The organism is Oleomonas cavernae (assembly GCF_003590945.1).
Taxonomy (GTDB): domain Bacteria; phylum Pseudomonadota; class Alphaproteobacteria; order Zavarziniales; family Zavarziniaceae; genus Zavarzinia; species Zavarzinia cavernae.
This window is the reverse complement of the sequence record NZ_QYUK01000011.1, coordinates 393,855-413,995: the sequence shown is the minus strand read 5'-3', so window position 1 is coordinate 413,995 and position 20,141 is coordinate 393,855. Positions and strand designations below refer to the sequence as shown.

Genomic DNA, 20,141 nt, shown 5'->3' with positions numbered 1-20,141 from the left:
GTCGCATCGCTCCAAACCCTTCGACTGCGTAAGGTGTCAAAACTCACCCCATACACGGAAATGCACCCTGGGATCGCCGGCACTGGACGACGCCTGGGTAACCAGCGGAATACCGACATCGACCGACCCGTTCAGGTAGTCGATCAGGCGGATCGAGGTGCCGACGCCGACACTGGCCAGGTCGAACCGGTCATCCTGCTCGGCGGGCGGGCGCAGCACGGCCAGGACGGCGCCATCGACGAAGGCGTAGACACGCCAGTCGTTCACGATGCCGTCGCTCCAATCCTCGCCGCCGACCTCGGTCAGCGAGGGGCTGCGCAATTCCACGGAGCCGACGATGCCGTTGTCGCCCAGCGCCTCGGATTCGAGGTAGCCGCGCACGGTATCGGCGCCGCCGGCGCTGATCTCCTCGCTGGACGGCAGCGGCTTGCTCGACAACTGGCCCTGAAGCCTGGCGACGAGCTGCATCGCGGCGTAGATTTCCTGGGTGCGCGAGACGTTGCCGCGCAGATAGAAGAAGTCACCGGCACTGTTGAAGCGCTTGTCGCGGAAGCGGGTATCGGTACTGCCCAGGCCGCGCAGGTTGAAGGTCAGGCCCAGGCCGGCGTCGGTCTGCGACTCTTCCGCCGTCCAACTCGCGGTGTAATCGACCGAGACCGGATAGTAGGTAATGGGCGTCGACTGGTTGGTGTCGCCGCCCAGGCCCACCAGCTCGTCGAAATGCTTGTAGTCGAGCCCGCCGCTCACCTGGTGGAAGAGGTCGTCGGTCTTGCTGGGCAGGGTCGCCATGCCGCGCAGGCCGATGGTCTCACCCCGGCCCACGACGTTGGTGCCGCCCAGGGTCGAAATGTCCGAATTGTTCTTGGTGGCGTAGCCCAGCAGGCTGAACCAGGGGGTGCGCGGAAAGCGTGCCAGGTACGAGCCCGAATAGACCTCGCCGTCATCGCGGTTCTCGGGCGCCACCTGATAGCCGAGCGTCAGCGAATGGCCGAGCTGCCACAGATTGTCGTAGCGCAGCGACGCATTGAGGCGCAGCGGCGTGGTGTCCTGGCTCTGGCGATTGTTCAGCTCGAGACTGCCGTGAAGCGGAAAGGTGTCCTCGACATTCAGGTCCACGTCGACCGTGCCGGGAGTGACGCCCGCCCGCAGCGCCGGCGTCACCCGCCGGTCCGGCTGCTGGTTCAGGCCGACGATGTCCCGGGTCACGGCATTGAAGTTCGGCACGGCGCCTTCGGCCAGCGAGGGTGCCTCGGCCTTGATCTGGTCGAGCGAGAAATAGCGCGACCCGCGCACCCGCAGCCGCCCCACGGCGCCCTCGGTGACCTGCAGGATCACAACGCCGTCCTGTACCTGCTGCTGCGGAATTTCGACCGCGACCGTCTGAAAGCCCTTGTCGGCATAAGCCTTTTCCAGCGCCGCACGCGCCCGCTCGACCTCGCCGATCGTGCGGTTGGGGCCCAGAAAGGGATAGACCGCCCGCTCCACCTCGCCCTGGGCCAGGGTGCGGGCGCCTTCGACCCGATACTCCCAGATATCGATGCGGCGTTCGGCTGCCGCGTCCTGTGCCCGCGCGGGTGCCGCAACGCCCGACAGGCCCAGGAAGATCACGAGTGCCGTGGCAAGGCCCGCGGCAGGCGTGCCACGCAGCCTCGAGCAGCAATCGGGAACAACAGCGAGCATAGCCTTCGACACCCTGCACCAGTCCGGCCGGGGAGCGGACGCGCAAACGCGGCAGCGTCAAGGCGCGGATTTCCGCTGCATTGAACGCCGGCCGTCAATTGTCGTAAGAGCGCGGTTGAGCGCGGTCCCCGCTCAGGGGATAGCAGCGGCGAATTACAAGCCGGTGACACTTTTGCGATCAAACAACGAATCCCGGCCCGACCCGTCATCTCAGTGCCATAAAGCGCGGGATTGGCGGCCCACGTGTCGCCTCGATCACAGTCATCGCCGCCGGCTTCTCGCGCGCAGCGTGCGCACCGTCACTTTCCACGGCCCCCGGGGTTACTTCACCATTACGCCGCGCAATGACTTGGCTATTCAGGCGACCGATACCCATGGTTAATGCCACCTGTTTGGCGGCAACCTGAAACCAAATATTCCCGCTAATTAAACAAATCCGTCACAATTGTTATTCATTACACTTGGGCGCTTTCACGACAGTAAAATTTGGTTTATCGAAATTTGGCAATATATCGATTAGTGCCAATTAACACGGCGCGCTGCCTCGGCCTCCTGGAATCACATTGATCGTCTAGTGGCAGGCTCTAAATTCAGGCCGCGTTCGAATCGACCGGCAAATTCCCTTTAGCGCAGACTGAAAAAAGTCAGCGATGAAATATCAATCAGGAAATTTGCCGGCCATTTCGGGTGTCGACAGAAGAGATGAAGAATTTATGACATCTCAACCCATGAGGCCCAACATGACTTCTCTCAAGATGAAGCTCCTCGGTGGAGCTTTCTTCATGGCGGCGGCCGGCTTTGCCGGCACCGCTTCGGCCACCGACATCTTCGGCGGCGGCGCCACCCTGCCGGCGCCGGCGATGACCCAGGCGTTCAAGTGCTACAGCGGTGCCACCACCGGTGTCGACTACCGCGTCCGCGATTCAGCCAACAACCTGAACGACACCGCGGAAGCCGCCTGCCCGTCCTACATCACCACCCCGGTCAACGCCGCGCACCTCTACCACTATGCGGCGTCGGGTTCGGGCCGCGGCATCGCCGGCTTCTACAGCCATGATGCGTCGCGCTTCGGCACCTACCTGTCGACCCCCTTCACCTCGGTCGAATATGCGCTTTCGGACAATGCCCTGAAGCAGGCCGACCTGGACGCCTACAACAACGGCGGCACGATCCAGGGCGTCACCGTGGTGGCCCCGGGCGTCACGCCGACCCCCGGCACCAACTATGCCAACCCCTTCGAGAAATACGGCGCCCTGATCCAGGTCCCGAACGTCATCGGCGCGGTTGCGGTCGCCTACAAGGTGCCGACCGGCGTGACCATCGGCACCGCGAGCGGCAAGCTCGAGCTGACCAAGGCCGACTATTGCAAGATCTTCAACGGCGCCGTCTCCTACTGGGATCAGCTGCCGAACGTGACCGGCCACGTGCGCATCTACCGCACCGGCCGTTCCGACAGCTCGGGCACGACCTCGCTGTTCACCCGCCACATGGCGGCGGTCTGCAGCTTCCTGTCGACCAACAAGTTCAAGGACCCCGCCGGCACCGGCACCCTGCCCAGCACCACCGGCTGGCGTCTGGGCGCTGGTAACAGCGGCGTCGCGACGATCCTGAGCAGCACCAACGGCGCGATCGGCTACCTCGGCTCGGAATTCCTGGTCGGCAGCAGCCTGGTCGCCGCTTCGCTCCAGGAAGGCACCTCTGCCACCTTCCTGCAGCCGACGGCCGCCAACGCCACCGCCGCCTACAACAGCCTGGCCTTCCCGACCCCGGCCGGCGCTGACCAGTTCAACCCGCTGAAGTGGGTTCCGACCAACCTCAACAGCTCGGTCGCCAATCCGACGGCCGGCTACCCGATCATGGGCACCAGCAACACCCTGCTGTACTCGTGCTACAGCTCCGCCGCCAAGGTCAACGCGCTGCTCGCGCCGAACACCGGGGCGCTGGGCTTCTTCCGCTGGTACTACACCAACGCGGCCGTGAACGCTTCCAACGGCGTGCTCGCCGCCAACGGCGTCGCGGCGCTGCCCTCGGCTCTGCGCACCTCGATCTACAACTTCCTGCGGGCCAACATCAAGGCCACGGGCGGGACCGGCTGCGTCGGCAAGGGCGCCTGATTACAACACCTAGTCTCGACGGCCCCGGCGCAAGCCGGGGCCGTTTTCTTTTGTACGGTGCTCGAAACTGGTTACGCGAGGGATTGGTTGAGGGGCAGGCCGGCGTCGCCGTTGAAGCGACGGGTGGAGGATGGTGCCCGGCCGTACTTGCGCACATAGGCGCGCCAGAACGGGGCGTAGCTGCCAAAGCCGACCTCGGTTGCCACCTGCCGTAGGTCGAGGAAGCAATCGCTCGAGGTCAACAGGCGGTGGGCCGCCTCGATGCGCAGATTCTGCAGGTAGCGCGCCGGCGTCACGCCGCGGAAATCGAGAAAGCCGCGGTGGAGGGAGCGCACGCTGACCCCCACCCTCGCCGCGAGTTCCACAACCGTCAGTGGCTCGGCCAGGTGACGCACCAGGTAGTCTTCGGCCCGCTTGACATGGCGTGGCACCGGCGGGGAGACACCGCCGTCAGCCCTTGCCGCAGGCGCTTCGACCGGATCCAGGTCGAGTTGCAGGGCCAGCGCGAGGAGCTGGATGAAGCCGCCGAAAGCGCGAAACGGTCCCTGCAGCAGGCTGAGCACCATGATGCCGTCTGCGCCGAAACCAAGGCTCGACGCGCCGGCGACGATATTGCCGTAGCGGGCCATGTCGGCCCCCGAAATCGCGCAGCCCAGCAGGACCGCACCGGGCGGCCAATAGAACCGATGACGACGGCCGGGAGCGACGATCACGGCATTGTACCGGTCGGCCGGGGCTGGCCGTCGATTTCAAAGGCCCGGCGCGGGCCGATGCAGCCCAGATAGCGGCGGCCGCTGCTGACCAGTTCCAGGCCGGAGCCGCAATGCACGGCAAAGGCCGGGATACCGTTGAGACGAAAGCGGTGAAGGGTGAGGACCAGGCCGTCGCTTTCCTGACAGACGAGCTCGAACTGTTCGCCGTCGAAAAGGTCGCGCAACAACACCTCCGCCTGTGCGACATCGCAGAGGCGGAACCGTTCATGTGCCTCAACCATCGAGCCCGGCACGGTCATCAGGTGTCAATTCTCTCCCGGATAGGCCGGCCGATGACAGGGGCCGCGCATCATTTGCAGGTCCCGTCGGGATTCGTGCCATTGGGGCAGTCGGCGCCGCCATAGCCCACCACTTCGACGGTGATGATCGAGGGCATGTTGCTGGCGGCACCGCCGGAGTCCCGGGCGCCGGCATCGGCCGCCGCCTGGGTCGCGGCCGCCGTGGCCGAGGAGGCGGCAGCCAGGCCGCCGACATCGGTCGCCGGCACGCTCGGCGTGCCGACCGAGCTGCCCGAGACCTGGAAGTTGTCGGCATTGACCACGCGCAGCGCCGCGACGAACAGGTTGCCCCCGCCCGCACGCCCGCGTCGCCGGCGTCAACCGTGCCACGCGGCGCCATCAAGATCACGTCGGGGTCCGCCACCGACGCATCGGACGGCGAATAGGCGGCAATGCCGGCGCCGCTGGTCGAGCTTGCCTGGTCCTCTTCGGCGAACAGGTCCTGACTGATCTTGATCACCACCGGCGGCAGGTTTGCCGTGGTCTTCGGGCCCTGGCCGGCATTGAGGTCGCCGTTGGACGACCACATGGTGATGTCGCCGCCGTCGCGGGTATAGAGGCGGCTCTGGTTCAGCAAGAAATCGCCGTCGGTGAAGGTCGAGATCGTCCCCCGCGCAGGGTCAGCACGCCTTCGAGGCCTGTCGGAATGCTGTTGATCGCGGCACTGACGGGGGCCACAAAATCGGTCGTGCCTGGGTCTAGCGGATTGTAGGGGGGGTGTTGCCCGCAAACAGGCGACCACCGTCATAAGCGCGCCGCGCCGCCTGTTCGCTGGTCCGCACGGTCGAACCGGCGATGACCCGGCCGCCCGGCCCCAGGATCGATATATCGCCGCCGCGCGCGGTCTGGATGGTGGCGAGGCGCAAGTCGAGGCTACCGGTTTGCGCGCGCGCGGTGATGAAATCGATCCCGCCCGCGGCCAGGAGAGCGCCGGCGACCATATCGTCAAAGGCCGAAAGCGCATCGCCCGTCAACGCGGTCACGACGTCGTCCTCGACCGGCTGGAACCGGCCGTCGACCAGCCGGGCGGTGAAGCCCGTACCGCCGACCGTTACCGTGTAGCCTTGGGTATCGAGGAACTTCAGGCCCTCGGCCAGTTGCACGGCACCGTAGCCGAATTCGGACAGGACCGACCGGACCGCCCCGAAGTCATTCTCGGATTCGCCGTTGAGCGTGTAACCCAGCGAGCCAGGGAACAACCGATTGACGGCGAAATAGCCCCGCGCGCTCTGGCCGAACGACGGGCTGTCGGGGTCGGCGAACTGCCTGAGCTCGTTGAAATAGACCTGGGTCAGGAACGGCCGCTGGCGCAGCGCCGACAAGCTCTTGAACACCACATAGGCTTCTGCGTAGGTGACTTCAGTGCCGCCATAGGCGGTGATCAATGCATCGGAAGCGTTTTGTTTCATCCAGTCGACGAGCATGGTGCCGTAGATCGGCTTGGACCGGTCAACGGTGCCGCTGTCCGACCGCTCGAAAAATTCATCGGGCAGGTAGTGGGGATCCGCAGGATCGGTGATCGCCACATTGGTCGGATCGACATAGTAGTCTCGCAGGGCATTGAAATCCGCCCCCTTGGCCACACCGAACAAGACCGAAATATTGGCGCCTTCGTCTTTGAGAGAGGGATTCCATTCGTTGCCGACTGTCAGGATGCCACCGGCAAAATCTTCGGTCGTCGAGACCAGTTCGTTCAGGCTTGAGCCAGCTTTTTTGCGGATTGCCTCAATCTGCACCGAATTGAGGAAGGGCCCGATATCGCGCCCGGCCTCGACGATCAGGTTGCCTGGACCGCCGAGGACAAAAGTGTTGCCGAGCACGGCGGGGCGCGGCTCGGCAAGAACGACTTGGTAATTTTGGTCGACGATTTCGAAGCCGGTCGCGGGCGATACCAGCCTGGTCGTCGCCGTGATATCGCGACCGGCGACGATGCGCGTTATATCTCCGGCGGCGACATTCTGCCCGAAGAACATCATGTTGACGATGTCGCGCCCGGCACTGATGCGGGCCTGCTCGGCCAGCGAGAGGATCAGGCCGCCGTTGCCGTCGCCGATATCGATCCCGGCATGGATGCGCGCCGGTTCGTCGTCGCCGGCGTGGGTGACGGCGGTATTGTGCTGTTGCGCGCGCGTGCTGTCGCTGGTGCTCGAGAAGACGGCCGGGAAGCGGAAGGCGAGGCCCGCCGCCAGCGCATCTCCCCGCAGCAGGAACTGAGAGAAATAACCCGGCAACTGGCCCGGATCGGCGTCGAGCATGGCGAGCGTCGCCGCCGTGATCGAGCCGCCGGCCAGAAGGCCGAGATTGCCGTCAGGCCCGGGCATCATCAAGGTCGCCGCGGCACCACCGCCGATGTCGAGATCGCCCAGCAGGCTGGCAACGATCACGCTGGCCGGCCAGATGGTGTTGAAGGTGGGTGTTGGCTGGATGTCGCTAACCAGGACGCTGGACGCGGTGTTGACGAAGCTCACATCGCCGTTGGCCACCAGGTCGACGCGCGCCCGTTCACTGTAGAAGCCGTAGCTGTTCACATTGGCCTGGAAATAGATACCGTTCTGGTCCGAGCCGGTCGAAGCGATCGAGGCAATGCCCTGAAGCCCGATGGTGTCCTGGGCCGAAAGCGATACCGAGGCATCGAACAGGCGCAGGGCCAGCCCGTTGTCCAGCGACCCGATCGCATGGTTGGGGGTGGTGGGTGCGGCGATGATCCCCGCCGACGTCACGCTGCCGCCGGCGTCGAGCGCCGCCGTACCCGACCAGACATCGATGCGCCCGCCGACCAGGTCGCGGCCGGCCGACACCGTGACATCGCCGCCGCCGAAGACCAGCAGGGCGCTGCCCGCCCCGGCGTCGGTCGTCGCCGTCGCGGCGCTGCCGGCCGAGGTGACCGTGAGATCGACCACGTCCCGCCCGGCGATGACGCTGACATCGCCACCGCCCAGCGCGCCGATGCCCTCGGCGAAGCCCTTGGGCGTCTCGCCGCCGACGGTGGCGACCGGCGCCACGCGCAGATCGGTCACGGAGTCGACGCTGCCCAGGAGCCAGGCCTGGTCGGCCTTGGGCCCGGTCGCCCGGCTGCTGTTCACATTGCCGCCGGCGGTCACGCGGATGTCGCCGCCATCGGTCAGGTAGTAGCCCCCGTCCGACGCCGACAGCGCCGGTGGGACGACCGATACCGGGGCGCCGGTGACCGGATCGGCCAAGGTCCGCGCCGAGGCACCGGCCAGACGGCCGGCGGTATAGATCGCCGTCGCGCCCTCGCTGTAGGCGACCCCGCCGATGCTATAGGTCGGCAAGGCCTGCGCCGGATCGTAGAGATTGACATCGTCCGCGGCGGCAAGCGTGATCGACCCCGTCCCGGTCCGCACCACGTTGCGGGCGAGACCCGGCGCGATGCTCTCACCGCCGCCGCCGCCGCCACTCCCAAAGGGTGAGGACAGTCCGAAAGCCTCGAAATAGCCGGGAAGGTCGGCGGCTACAGCCGGCGCCATATAGTTGGCAACCCAGTATTCGAGGACTGCCGCGGCACCCGAAAGATAACCGTCGCCGAAGATATCGGGCACGCCATACTGGTCGACCAGCGCCGCCAGCTCCGCGTCCGAGCCACTGTCGAGCGCTTCAAGGAACGTCGCCCAAGCCGCCCTCGAGTTCACGCCCGATTGATCGTCGGCCGTATCCCAGCCCAGGTCGATCTCGATGATATTCTCGGCGCCCAGTTCGTCGGCCAGTTCCGACGCGCGCACAAAGCGGGAGTTCTCGTCAGGAAATTCGCTGCCCAGGAACAGATCGTTCTCGCCGACGTCAAAGTAGAGGTCGATGCTGACCGGGCCGGAAGACGACGATCCGGACATGCCTTCGAACGACTTGTAGGGGTTGAAGGTGATGGAAGCCCGCCGAGACGGCTGCACCGCCTCCGGATCGACGCTGTCCAGCGCAGCGCCCGCCACCAGCCGGTAGGAGGACGTCGCCGCTGGCGTGGTCTCGCCGCAAGCGTCATCCAGGCAGACAACGGGGAACGGCACCATCGTGGCCAGGGTGTCGACCGGCGTCAGCGCGGCCGGCGAATTGGCAGACGCCGAGTATCCCTGCCCGATCGAGCCACCGCCGCCACCACCGCCACCGCCGCCTAGAATGGTGTAGGGCGCCCCGTTAGCCAGCGCATTGAAACCGTAGACGTAATAGTAGAGGCCCAGGCTTTCGAGGCCGCCAAAGCGCTGGAACGCGAACTGGAACGGTTCGCCGCTGCCATCGCCGCCATCGCCGCCACCACTGATCTGGATCGGCCCCTGGAACTGGAAGAAGCCATCGGTCAGGCTGCCTTCAAGGCGCAGGTCGCCCCCGGCGCGCAAGGCCAGGACCGGCGCCTCGCCCAGCACGCTGCCGTTGCCGGTGCGGTAGGTCAGGCGTGTGAAGCGGCTGAACACGTCCGCTTCCTCGCCCGCCACCACCGCGCTGGCACCGCCGCCCAGATTGGTCATGGCGCCGGCCGCGATCGCCGCGGTGACATTGACCACGCCGGCGCCGAGGTTCCAGTTGGAGGCCAGGGTGATATTGCCGTCGTAGGCCAGTTCGATGCCCGGCAGGGCATGGAAATTGTCCTGTTCGGCCAAGCCGCCGAGCTGGGCGTCGCTGCCGGAGAGGTCGAAATCCTGGACGAATTCGACCAGCGTGCCCGGCGCATCGTCGCCCAGGAAATTGACCCCGCTGACCGTGGTCATGGTGCCGTCGGGCTTTGCCGTGTCGAGGCCGGCCGATACGTCCAGGGTGATGGTGCCGGTGGCCTCGTCCAGGGTGACGCCCTTGAAGGCGCCGCCGGCGGCAACCTGGGCCAGGTCCCAGCGCTTGAAGGCTTCCAGCGCGATCGTGCGCGCGCCGACGATCGAAGCGGCGTCGGCCACGGCAACATTGACCGTGTCGGCGCCCGCCTGTTCGATCACCGGGGCCCGGAAGCGGACCGTCCCGCCCAGGTCGCCCTGGACATACTGATAGTAAAGCTCGCCGTTGCGCCACAGGCGCACCAGCCGGTCGACGGGGCGACGGGCGGAAACGTCGACGACCGCGCCCTCTTCGAGCGTGATGACGCCGGCAGCGTCCGTACCGACGGTCACGTCGCCGGCGCTGGCCTGGCGGCTGTCATCCTCGCCATAGCCATCGGCCGAGGCATCGATCCTGGCCGTCGCGGCCAGGGTGACGCCATCAGTGCCATAGAGCACGATGTCGCCGCCCGTTACCCCGGAAGTATCGAGCGTGCCGGCCACGGTCAGGAGGCCGCCATCGGCGGTCAGTTTAAGCGAGTCGGCGACCAGGCGCTGGCCGGCGGCCAGGGTGAGGTCGCCAGTGCGGGTGCGGATGTCGAGGGCGTGGGTAAAGCCCTGGGCATTGGCCGCGGCCCCCAGCAGCGCCAGGTCGAAGGCACCTTGGGTATCCAGGCTGAAGCTGCCGCCCTGCGTGCGGCCCAGGCCGTCGAGATCACCATTGAAGTTTACCGTGCCCGCGGCGGCGGAAAGCGCCAGCGTGCCCGCGGCACCGGCACCGCCGCCCACCGAGACCAGGGAACCGGCGCCCAGGTCGATGTCGCCCGCCGCCGTCGACAGCGTGACCTTGCCGGCCGGCGCTGCGGTCGTGGCGGGATCCACCGCATCACCGAAGACCTTGTCGTAACCGGGCGCGGCGACGACGGCACCAGCGCCCAGCGAAATGCCGTCTTGCGCGCGCAGGGCCAGGATGCCCGCCGTGGCGCGCAGTTCCGTGCCGATAACGCTGATCGAGCCGCCTTCGATCGTCAGGCCCGCCCCCGGCGTTCCCGCCAGCGGTGCAATCCGGCCCGCACCCGTCGGATCGGTGATCGTCACCGCGCCGGTGGACGCCAGGGTCATCTTGGGCGCGACCGGCTTCTGGCCGGCGGGCAGCACCGCCGCCCGGTCGCCGATGAAAGGCGTCTTGATATCGAGCGCGGCACTGCCGACATCGAGGCGGCCCTGGCCCAGGCCGAAGATGCCGCCCGTCGCCGTCAAGGCGACACCGCCGCCCTCGAAGCCCAGCGTGCGGATCGATCCCGGGCCGACGGTGAGGTCACCGGCCGTGATCGCCAGGTGGCCATCGCCGCAGGCAACCGATCCCGCGCCGCCGCAGGCCGCCAGCGTGCTGCCGGTCTGGTTCGACAGGGTCAAGGTCTCGGCCTGGAGGGTGACCGTGCCGCCCTGGCGGGCGATCAGGGCCGGCGCATCGATGCGCATCGTGCCCAGGCTGTAGAGGCCGTCGTCGAAGGCGATGCCGTTGGTCGAGCGGATGGTGAAACGCTCGGCCGCGGCGAAGCGGTCGCGCAGGGCCGGGGTGACGACCAGGCCGTCGAGGCCCTGGGGCTTGTCGGTGAAGGTAACCTTGCCGGCCCCGATGGCGATCGCGTCGGCGGCCACGGTCGCCGCACTGGCGAGCGAGAGATCGCCCGTCGAATCGAGCAGCACGGACTGCCCATCAAGGCGCGCCGCCCCGGCGCTCAGCGTGGCTGCCGGTGCCGCCTGGGTGGTGCCGTCGCGCAGGCGCGATACCAGGCGCTCGGGCCCGTTGGCGATGCGCAGGATCGCCCCTTCGCCGGTCATGGCCGAGGGCGTGGTGGTGACCGTGCCATCGTCGGCGGTGACCGTGCTCGCGCGCGCATCGATGACATAGTCGCCGGTGCGGCCGTCGTTCAGGGTGCCGGCGGCGACGATCACGGCGTCGCCGGCGATGGTGATCGAGGAGGCTTGCGGGTCCTGGGCGCCGGCATCGACCACCAGCACGATTTCGGGCGCGGTCAGCGGGTGGGCGGCATCGTTGGCAACCGAAATATGCCGGGCCACCACATCGATATCGGTGGTGCCGTCGTCATTGTCGGTGCGGATGCCGCCGATCAGCAGGCTGCCGGCGTTGAGATTGGTCAGGCTGCCCGCGGTCAGGCGCACGACACCGTCGGCCGGTTGCCGCGCCGACAGGGTGGAGACGATCTCGATCGACGCGCCGCCGATATCGACCTGGGCGGCACGGCCGCCCGCCGCCGCATTGGCCTTCACCGCCGCCTCGACGATGAGACGCGCCGTGGGATCCAGGATCAGGCGCCCGGCGTCGATGCCAAGGCGCGGCACGGCGGCGCCGTCGCGATTCGCCGCGTCGGTGAAATAGCCATTGCCCGTGGTGATCTGGATCCTGGAGTGGGCCAGGACGGTGTCACGGGGCATGACGTCGAACAGGTGCACGGTCGACGATTCGGCCCCCGACGCGGCATCGCCATAGCGGCCGGAGACGTAGAGCGTGCCATCGGGCGACTGTGCGCCGATGCCGGGCCGGACGCTGTCCGCCTCGGTCCGCTCGACGATGCGCATGCCGCCCGGCAGCAGGGCATAGCGGGCAGGCAGCAGGGTGTACCACCCGGCGGCAAGGCCGGGTGCCGCATCCAGCCACACCCGCTTGCCCACGCCATCGGCCGAATTGATGTCGCCGGCGCCCGCATAGTCGGCCGAATAGATCGGGTCGAAGGCCGCCACCGTGGCCGCCGAGAGGCCCGGCACAATCGCATAGACCTGCCGGCCATCGGCATATTGCAGCCCGTCGTTGCCGGTGGAGGCATCGCCGTTGAGGCGCGACAGCACATCGTAGGAACCGCCCGTGCCGGGCACGAATTCATAGGCGAAGACATCGCCGCCACCCGACAGGTCGATGGTCGCCCCTGCCGCCATGACGATATCCTGGCCGCCGATGCGCAGGGTTCCGCCCGGCGGTTTGGTCAGCGGATCGGCGCTGGTCGGTGCGAAGAACCATTCGGTCCCGTCGGTCGTGATGCCGTAGGGGATCGATTGGCCGCCGGCGGTGATCGATGTCGTACTGCCGGCCTGCAAGGTAACCGTCTTGGTGGCCGGGCGAAGAAGCGGACCGGATCGGTGCTGCTGTCCTGCCGGGTGAGGGCCTCGTTGCCGCCCAGGGTGATGGTCCCCAGCGGGGCATAGAGCGCGCCGCCCTGGACGATGGTCGCCGCCTGCACCACCAGGCTGGCGCCCGCCGACAGCGGCACCGGGCCGGTCGAGGTGCCGGCCCTGGCGAAGGTGATCTGGCCGGTCGCCGCGGTCGAGGAGATCTGGAAGGCCGAACCGGTCGTGGGATAGACCCGCGACGCGGCGAAGGTCAGGTTGCCGTTGGCGGCGACCTGGCCGTTCAGCGTCGTCGGCAGCGCTGCCGTCGTCGGCAGCAGGGATTGCCAGGGCCGCGCACCGATCAGGCGCAGGTCGCCCGTCGCCTCGAACCGGGCATCGGCCACCGAGCGGTCGATCAGCAGGGCGCCGACGATATCGATCGCCTTGGCCTCGAAGCTCACCTTGCCGCTGCCCGCGACGCCGGCCGCGGGATCGGACACCGTGTCGAACAGGCCCGAGCCGAAACGGATGTAGCCGGCATCGACGCGCAAGGTCCCGCCCAACGAGCGGATCGTCGGCAGATAGCCGTCGCGGACGCTGCCGTCGGCCAGGTCGAAGCGCGGATCGAGGGCGAAAGGCTTGCTCTCCAGCAGGAATGCCCGGCCCAGCGACAGGCTCACATCGCCCTTGCCGGTGATGCTGCCGAAGACCCGCAGTGTGTCGAAGCCCGCCGCCTCGATCTGATCAGCCGAGAGGGTGTCGACGACCGCAGCCTTGCCATCGTGCTGGACCAGGGTGAGGTCCGACACCTCCAGCTTGCCACCCAGGGCCAGCGGCGCACCGCCCTCAGCCCTGACGGTAGCGCCGGCGGCCATGAGCACGCCGTTGGGCGCCGACAAGGTGCCGCCGTCGCTCCAGACCGGGGCGGCGGCATAGCCAAGGCCATTGAGCGAGCCCGTCAGCCGGGTCGGCAGGTCGAGCCGATCGGCGACGCCCGAGAGATCGAGGACCGAGCCCTTGTCCAGCGTGATGCGCTGCGCCGCCCGGATCAGGCCGTAGCGCTGCCCGTCGTCGAGGCTGAGTTCGCTCAGCAAGTCCTCGTTGGCCCTGAACGGCAGGCCCGCCAGCACATGCGACGGAACCGCTTCCAGCGTGCCGCCGGCAATGACGCGGCCGTCGCGGATCATCAAACCGATGCCGTTCAGGGCCGCGCGCGGATTGACGATGACGGTGCCCGACAGGTCGGTGAGGCTGCCGGCGGCAAGCCTCACCCCCTCGCCCTCGTCCAGCAGGCCGAGGAGATAGAGCGCGTGGCTGTCGGCGACTTCGGCATTGGTCAGCAGGTCGCCGTCTTCGTTGCGAAGGCCCAGCCGGTTGGGGCCGTCTTCGGTGAAGCGCCCGGCGGCATCGGTCGAGAAGGCCTGGGCCAGATCGGTCACGCCGTGGCGCAGCCCGTCGGCACCATAGATCAGCGGCAGCACCTCGTTCTGGGTGATCTTGCCGCCGGGCAGGCGAATGGTGCCCTCGTTGAACAGCTTGGCGACCGTCAGGTGAGTGCCGGCCTCGCCCTCGATCCGCCCGCCCTGGGCCACATGCAGTTCCAGAAGCCCGCCCAGGGTCAGGTCGACCGCCCGGCGGTCCCAGGCGTCGGCCGGCACTGCCGGCGTCAGCACCGAATAGAGATCGCCGCCGGTGCCAAGGGCGTGCAGGGCATCGGCCTGCTTGACATCGAGCAGGCTGGGCAACAGCGACTGGCTGAGCCTGAGGACCTGGCCGGCGCCCACGGTCAAGGTCTGGGTCGCCAGGAGCGCGTTGCTGCCGCCCAGGCTATTGGCAAACTGGTTGGCCAGCAGGGCCGTCTTGTAGGAGGTGATGTCATAGGCGCCGAAACCGGCATCGGCAAAGAACTCGAGCGGCAGCACCGTCGCCCGCCCGCCCGCCTGCGCGGCGAAGGCGACCTGCGGCGCCGTCAGCGCGAAGGTCCCGCCGCCGGCAAAGCCATGCGCCAGGATCGAGCCGGGGTCGAACGAGACATGGGCATTGATCCGGTCGGGATTCAGCGAGACGTAAGGTGTCTCGCTGCCGGAACTGTCGGTGAACAGCAGGCCGCCGACACGCAGGCCGCTCAAGCCGCCGGTCCGGCCCGAGGTGGTGGTGCTGAGCTGGAAGTAGGTGGTTTCGCTGACCAGGGCCAGATCGCCGCCCCGGGCAGAGAAATCGAAGCTGCCGTCGGGCCGGATCCGGCCGCCGCCCGAAACGTCGAGCCGGGCGCCCGCGTCCACCAGGATGCTGCCGCTGATGTCCTGGGCCGAACGAGGCGCCGCCGCATCGTCGGGATCGGCATAGGTGCTGTTGGCCAGGCGTTGGCCATCGCGGTCGAAGGCCGCCGCCAGGTTCGGGGCGGCATAAAGGGAAATGGCACCGCCATCGAGATAGCCGCCGCCATCGCCGCCGCTGGCGAACTGGCCGTAGTCGTTCACCCACAGGCCACGGGTCGACAGCGAACCGGTGACCACCACGTCGTAGTCGCCCAGCCGATCCGCGACCGCCTTGTCGCCAAAGGCGGAGCCGCCGTAGGTGTGGTCGCTGAGGCCCCTTGAATCGAACGTCTCGAGCGAGATGCGGCCGCTGGGCACGGTGATGCTGCCCGCGACCGTCAGGGTGCGGCCGGCCAGCACGTCGAAGACGCCGCCCGGGCCCAGCTCGACATCGGCGCCCTGCTCGATGGTGACCTTGCCCGAGGTATGGACCGAGACCTGCCCCAGGCCGCTGTCGGAAAGCAGGCCATCGGACAGGACGATGGTGTCCAGCCCGGCTGCCGGCCGGTCGGCCGCGCCGTCGACGATGACGACGTCGGCGCCGCCCGTGGTTTCGGTCAGCGCCTGGATGTAGAGGAAGCCGCCGGCCGGGCGCTGGCCGCTGCTGGCCTGGAGGCCGCGTGAATCGCCGAAGATCTTGCTCGCCGCCGTGCCGACACTGCCGCCCAGGCGCTGCCGGTCGCCGGCGAAGGCATCGGCGAACAGGTCGCCCTCAAAGGCGATGGCCGAGGCCTTGACGGTCAGGGCGCCGGCATCGCGGCCTTCGGTATATTCGGCAACATAGCGGCCATTGCCGGTCAGCGGCGAGACCCAGCTCTCGGTCACGCCCCAGCGGCCGTGGTTGAGCGTGTAGCCGGTGAAGAGCCCGGCATAGGCGATATTGGGATCGGCGTGGGCGATATCGACGATGTGGCCGTCGCTCGTCACCAGTTGGGTGGTGCGAACCTGGCCCGCCTGGTAGCGCACCCAGCCGCCCGAAATGTCGATGGCAGCCCCCGCCCCGACCGTGACATCGGGCGCCAGCGCCGCGGTGCCGGTACCGGCAAAGCCCTGGGCGCCCAGGGTTACCGTGCCGCCCTTGGTCATCAATTCGGCCACGCCGACGCCGACCTGGGCGTAATAGCTGGCGGCGTCGAGCAGCGGCGAGCCGATCCAGGCGACGCCGTCGGCGCGCACGCCCGACTGGCGCGGATCGATATAGACGGTCGCGCCGTTCAGGAAGCTGTTGCGATAGAGCGGCGAATTCGCCAGCTCGTTGCCCTTCAGCGGCCCCAGTTGCAGAACATTGCGCGAGGCCGGGATCAGCACGTCCTTCAACCGGCGACATCGATGACCGCGCCTGAATCGACGACGACATGCGAATTGCCTTGGCCCTGCTGGTCGCTGGCGCCGGCGGCACCGGCGCGCGCACCGATTTCGACCGTGGCGCCCGGCGCCCGTATCAGCGCATCCCGCCCGATCTCGATCCGGGCCGACGCATCGTATACGGTGGCGCCCAGGCCGTTGCGGTTGCCGATCACGATGCTGGACGGCTTGAAGGCGGCGATCGAGGCGGCGTCCTGGGGGATGACGTCAGGGCCTTCGTCGGCCCCGATCGACAAGATGCCGCCCGGCGCCAGCTTGATATCGGCCGCGGAGAGGACGATCGAGCCGTTGCGCGATACGCTGGTGGTCGACGACAGCAGGCCCTGGTTGGTCACCGTGCTGAAGCCGCCCAGGGTGATGTTGCCGCGATTAGCCTCGATCAGGCCGGTCGCGGTGTTGACGACGGAATCATCGGGATCGCCCAGGTTGCGCACGCTGGCGGCGACGACGCCGCGGATATTGGGATCGATGCTGGTGGCCTTGCCTTCCGACCGGCGCAGCAAGATCTCGCGGCCCGATTGCAGCACCACCTGGCCATCGGTTGCCGACAGGTGGCCGGCGTTGATCACCTGGGGGCCGGTCAGCAGGATCAAGCCGTCTTTGCCGGCAGTGATCCGCGCCCCGGCGGCGACTGTCACGCTGCCCTCGGGCAGCGGGTCGTTCTGGGTCCCCGTGCCGACCTGAATGCGCTGGGCCGAGAAGGTCGCGCCGGCTTGCACGCTGGTGTCGTTGAAGCCGAGGAGGCCCGAGGCCAGGAATTCCGCATTGCGCTGGGCGATGGTGCGGGCGGCCGTGCCGGTCGCGACAAAATCGAAGGCGCGCCCGACCTCCAGCGTGCTGGCAAGCAGGCTGTGGACGTCGATCTGCGCGGTGCCGGTGAACAGGACGTCGTTGTGATTGATGATCAGGACCGTGCCATCGGCCTTGATGCTGCCGCGAATCTCGCTGGGCTTGGCATCGTTGCCGACCACCCGGTTGAGGGCGATCCAATCCGTGTTGCCCTGCTGATCGAAGGTCAGCGTGGTCTCGCGGCCGACGTTGAACGTCTCCCACGACAGCACGGCCCGGCTCTCGGTCTGGTGGATGTTGACGTCGATGGTCCCAGGACCGGTGCCGGGTTTCTGCGTCGGGCTGTCGGCACCGATCCAGGCGGCCAGGCCGTCGGTGGTCGAATTGGGATTGCGCACCGGCTGCAAGCCGCCGGTACCCAAGCCGTTGGGAATCGGGCTGGGCGCCGCTATGGCCAAGTCGCGCGCGGCCGCCTGGGCCGAGCGCATGGCCTGCAGGGCCCGGGTGGTCCGGGCCAGGCTGTCGCGGCCGCGCCGGGCCGCCAGTTGCGCAGCCTGGGCCGCCTGGGCCTGCTGCGGCGTGATCGTCGCCACCGGGGCGGCGGTCGGGCCGCTCAGGATATTGCGGGCCGAGGCCGCCGGCCCGCCGACGATCAAGGCAACAACGCTGGCCCCGGCCAGGAGCAACGCCCGGCGATGGCCACGGGTCGTCACCCGAAGCCCCGAAAGGTCCGTCACCCTACGCCCTTGAACACGCATCAGCCGCCCCGACCCCACAGTCCTCAAGTCTCTAGATAAGGCATAAGGAACCGCCGGAATCCGGCTCATTTTTGTGAATTTTGCGCGTCAAAACGATGGCACTGCAATGAGCCCGCCCGCCGCGGTATCGGCCTACCGGCGGCCTCGAAACGGCGCGTGAACTCAATTTGATCAAAATCAATTCCGCACTGCAAAAATGCGTTCAGAGTTTCTGATCGCCTGTCGGTCGTTGCGTCTCTGTCTACGAAGGGGTGGCTCATGGTCGGTCCATCGTCGCTGTCCTCACCACACCAGTCGCAAACTGGTGCCGCGGCGACGCAGTTTCGGCGCCATCGCCCGTCCGAGGGCGCCGACCGGCCCGAGATGGCGCTATACGGCATCTACGAGATTTCCAAGCTCCTGGCGATGCCGGCCCGCCTCGAAGTCAATCTGGCCGGCGTGCTTTCCCTGCTCTCCTCGTTCCTCGACATGCGCAACGGGCTGATCGCCCTGCTGGATGAGGCGGGTGCGCCCGAGGTCGTGGTCGGCTCCGGCTGGTCGGAGGCGACGGCCAAGCGCTATTTCGCCCGCCTGCCCGAACGTGCGATCGGCCGCATCGTCGTCACCCAGACGGCGCTGGTGGTCGAGAATGTCGCCAATGATCCCCTGTTCTCCGAGGTGGATTTCTCCTCCTGGGGGCCCCGCGGCGTCTCCTATTCCTTCATCGGCGTGCCGATCAAGATCGAGGACCGGGTGATCGGCACCCTGACGATCGACCGGAACTGGAGCGACCAGCCGCATTTCCGCTACGACCAGGATGTCCGTTTCCTGACCATGGTGGCCAATCTGGTCGGGCAGTCCGTGCGCCTGCAGCGCCTGATCGCCCAGGATCGCCAGCGCCTGATCTCCGAGCAGCATCGCCTGGCCAAGGCTGTCGAGGACCAGGTGCGGCCGCTCCGCCCCGCCCCCGCCGCGGGGCGAGGCACACGGCATCGTCGGCGACAGCCCGGCGATCAAGTCGGTGCTCGACAAGGTGCGGATCGTCGCCCGCTCGCAGACGACTGTCCTGCTGCGCGGCGAGTCCGGCACCGGCAAGGAATTGTTCGCCCAGGCCCTGCACGAGATGTCGCCCCGCAAGCATGCGCCCTTCGTGAAGCTGAATTGCGCCGCCTTGTCCGAAAGCGTGCTCGAGTCGGAACTTTTCGGCCACGAGAAGGGCGCCTTCACCGGCGCCCACGCTCTGCGCAAGGGCCGGTTCGAGCTGGCTGACGGCGGCACCCTGTTCCTGGATGAGATCGGGGAGATCTCGCCCATGTTCCAGGCCAAGCTGCTGCGCGTCATCCAGGAGGGCGAATTCGAGCGGGTGGGCGGGGCCAAGACGATCAAGACCGATGTCCGCCTGATCGCCGCCACCAACCGCAACCTCGAAGAGGCCGTGGCCAGAGGCGAGTTCCGCGCCGACCTCTATTACCGGATCAGCGTCGTTCCCCTGTTCCTGCCGCCACTGCGCGACCGGCCGAGCGATATCCCGAAACTCGCCCGCGAGTTCCTGCATCGCTACAACGACGAGAACGGCACCCGCCTGTCCATGACCGACGAGGCGCTGCAGGTGCTGACGGGGTGCTATTTCCCGGGCAACGTCCGCGAACTGGAGAACTGCGTGCGCCGCACGGCCACCCTCGCCCACGGGCCGGCCCTAACCGGGCGCGACTTCGCCTGCCGCAACGACGGCTGCCTTTCCGCCATGCTATGGAAGGCGCCGATGCGCGAGGCGGCGCCCGCCGGCTTCCAGCCGCTGCCGATCGCGCCGCAGCAGGCCTCCCGCCCGGTCGCGGCCGCCCCCTCCGGCGAGACCGCCGGCGACCGGCCTGCCGGCTGCCCCGCACCCGGCCATTGCCCGGCGACCGCCGCCGACGGCAAGACCGAGAAGGAGCGCCTGGTCGAGGCGATGGAGACTGCCGGCTGGGTTCAGGCCAAGGCGGCTCGGCTGATGGGCCTGACCCCCCGGCAGATGGGCTATGCCCTGCGCAAGCACGACATTCCGATCAAGAAATTCTGAACACCGCCCCGACGTTTTGTCGGGGGTGCGACAAGGGCAGGCCGACAAAACGTCGGCCCCCTGACAGCAGCGGCCCGCCGCTTCCAGTGATCACCCAAACAAATCAATAACTTGTCCCTTTGGCACGGTGCTTGCCAATGACAGGTGG

At 67.8% G+C, this 20,141-nt stretch carries 9 protein-coding genes and 2 pseudogenes; 3 read left to right on the top strand and 8 right to left on the bottom strand.

Annotation, left to right across the window (positions count from 1 at the left end):
• Nucleotides 1–36: 36 nt before the first annotated feature.
• Nucleotides 37–1,680: a ShlB/FhaC/HecB family hemolysin secretion/activation protein gene (locus D3874_RS05480; protein ID WP_119777187.1), complete on the bottom strand. Its 1,644-nt coding sequence runs from the start codon at nucleotides 1,678–1,680 to the stop codon at nucleotides 37–39.
• A 740-nt stretch (nucleotides 1,681–2,420) separates the two neighbouring features.
• Here D3874_RS05480 and D3874_RS05475 point away from each other — a divergent pair.
• Nucleotides 2,421–3,794 carry a substrate-binding domain-containing protein gene (locus tag D3874_RS05475; protein ID WP_158595845.1) on the top strand — a complete coding sequence of 458 codons (1,374 nt, stop codon included), beginning with the start codon at nucleotides 2,421–2,423 and terminating at the stop codon, nucleotides 3,792–3,794.
• Between the two features lie 71 nt (nucleotides 3,795–3,865).
• Here the strand turns inward: D3874_RS05475 and D3874_RS05470 are convergent, their stop codons facing one another.
• The 7 genes and pseudogenes from D3874_RS05470 to D3874_RS05445 all read right to left on the bottom strand — a co-directional run bounded on the left by D3874_RS05470 (nucleotide 3,866) and on the right by D3874_RS05445 (nucleotide 17,910).
• Nucleotides 3,866–4,423 carry a helix-turn-helix domain-containing protein gene (locus D3874_RS05470; RefSeq protein ID WP_147385538.1) on the bottom strand — a complete coding sequence of 186 codons (558 nt, stop codon included), beginning with the start codon at nucleotides 4,421–4,423 and terminating at the stop codon, nucleotides 3,866–3,868.
• A gap of 80 nt (nucleotides 4,424–4,503) precedes the next feature.
• A complete protein-coding gene (locus tag D3874_RS05465; RefSeq protein WP_119777184.1) occupies nucleotides 4,504–4,806 on the bottom strand; it encodes a hypothetical protein in 303 nt (100 codons plus the stop codon).
• A gap of 50 nt (nucleotides 4,807–4,856) precedes the next feature.
• Nucleotides 4,857–5,108: a hypothetical protein gene (locus D3874_RS30030; RefSeq protein WP_119777183.1), complete on the bottom strand. Its 252-nt coding sequence runs from the start codon at nucleotides 5,106–5,108 to the stop codon at nucleotides 4,857–4,859.
• Nucleotides 5,109–5,143: 35 nt separating this feature from the next.
• Nucleotides 5,144–5,593 (bottom strand): annotated as a pseudogene (locus D3874_RS31870) (filamentous haemagglutinin family protein); the annotation flags it as partial.
• A complete protein-coding gene (locus D3874_RS05455) occupies nucleotides 5,544–12,713 on the bottom strand; it encodes a beta strand repeat-containing protein (protein WP_119777182.1) in 7,170 nt (2,389 codons plus the stop codon). The pseudogene D3874_RS31870 and the gene D3874_RS05455, both read right to left, overlap by 50 nt.
• Complete coding sequence (locus tag D3874_RS05450; RefSeq protein WP_119777181.1) at nucleotides 12,602–16,360, bottom strand: hypothetical protein; 3,759 nt, start codon at nucleotides 16,358–16,360, stop codon at nucleotides 12,602–12,604. The genes D3874_RS05455 and D3874_RS05450 overlap by 112 nt, the downstream gene beginning before the upstream one ends.
• Nucleotides 16,357–17,910, bottom strand: a complete 1,554-nt coding sequence (locus D3874_RS05445; RefSeq protein WP_147385537.1) for a two-partner secretion domain-containing protein — start codon at nucleotides 17,908–17,910, stop codon at nucleotides 16,357–16,359. The genes D3874_RS05450 and D3874_RS05445 overlap by 4 nt, the downstream gene beginning before the upstream one ends.
• Nucleotides 17,911–18,213: 303 nt before the next feature.
• Between D3874_RS05445 and D3874_RS31500 the strand changes: the two are divergent.
• Both D3874_RS31500 and nifA read left to right on the top strand, forming a co-directional pair.
• Nucleotides 18,214–18,735: pseudogene (locus D3874_RS31500) on the top strand (GAF domain-containing protein); the annotation flags it as partial.
• 220 nt (nucleotides 18,736–18,955) lie between these two features.
• A complete protein-coding gene (gene nifA, locus D3874_RS30020; RefSeq protein ID WP_233559850.1) occupies nucleotides 18,956–19,993 on the top strand; it encodes a nif-specific transcriptional activator NifA in 1,038 nt (345 codons plus the stop codon).
• The last annotated feature ends 148 nt before the right edge of the window (nucleotides 19,994–20,141 follow it).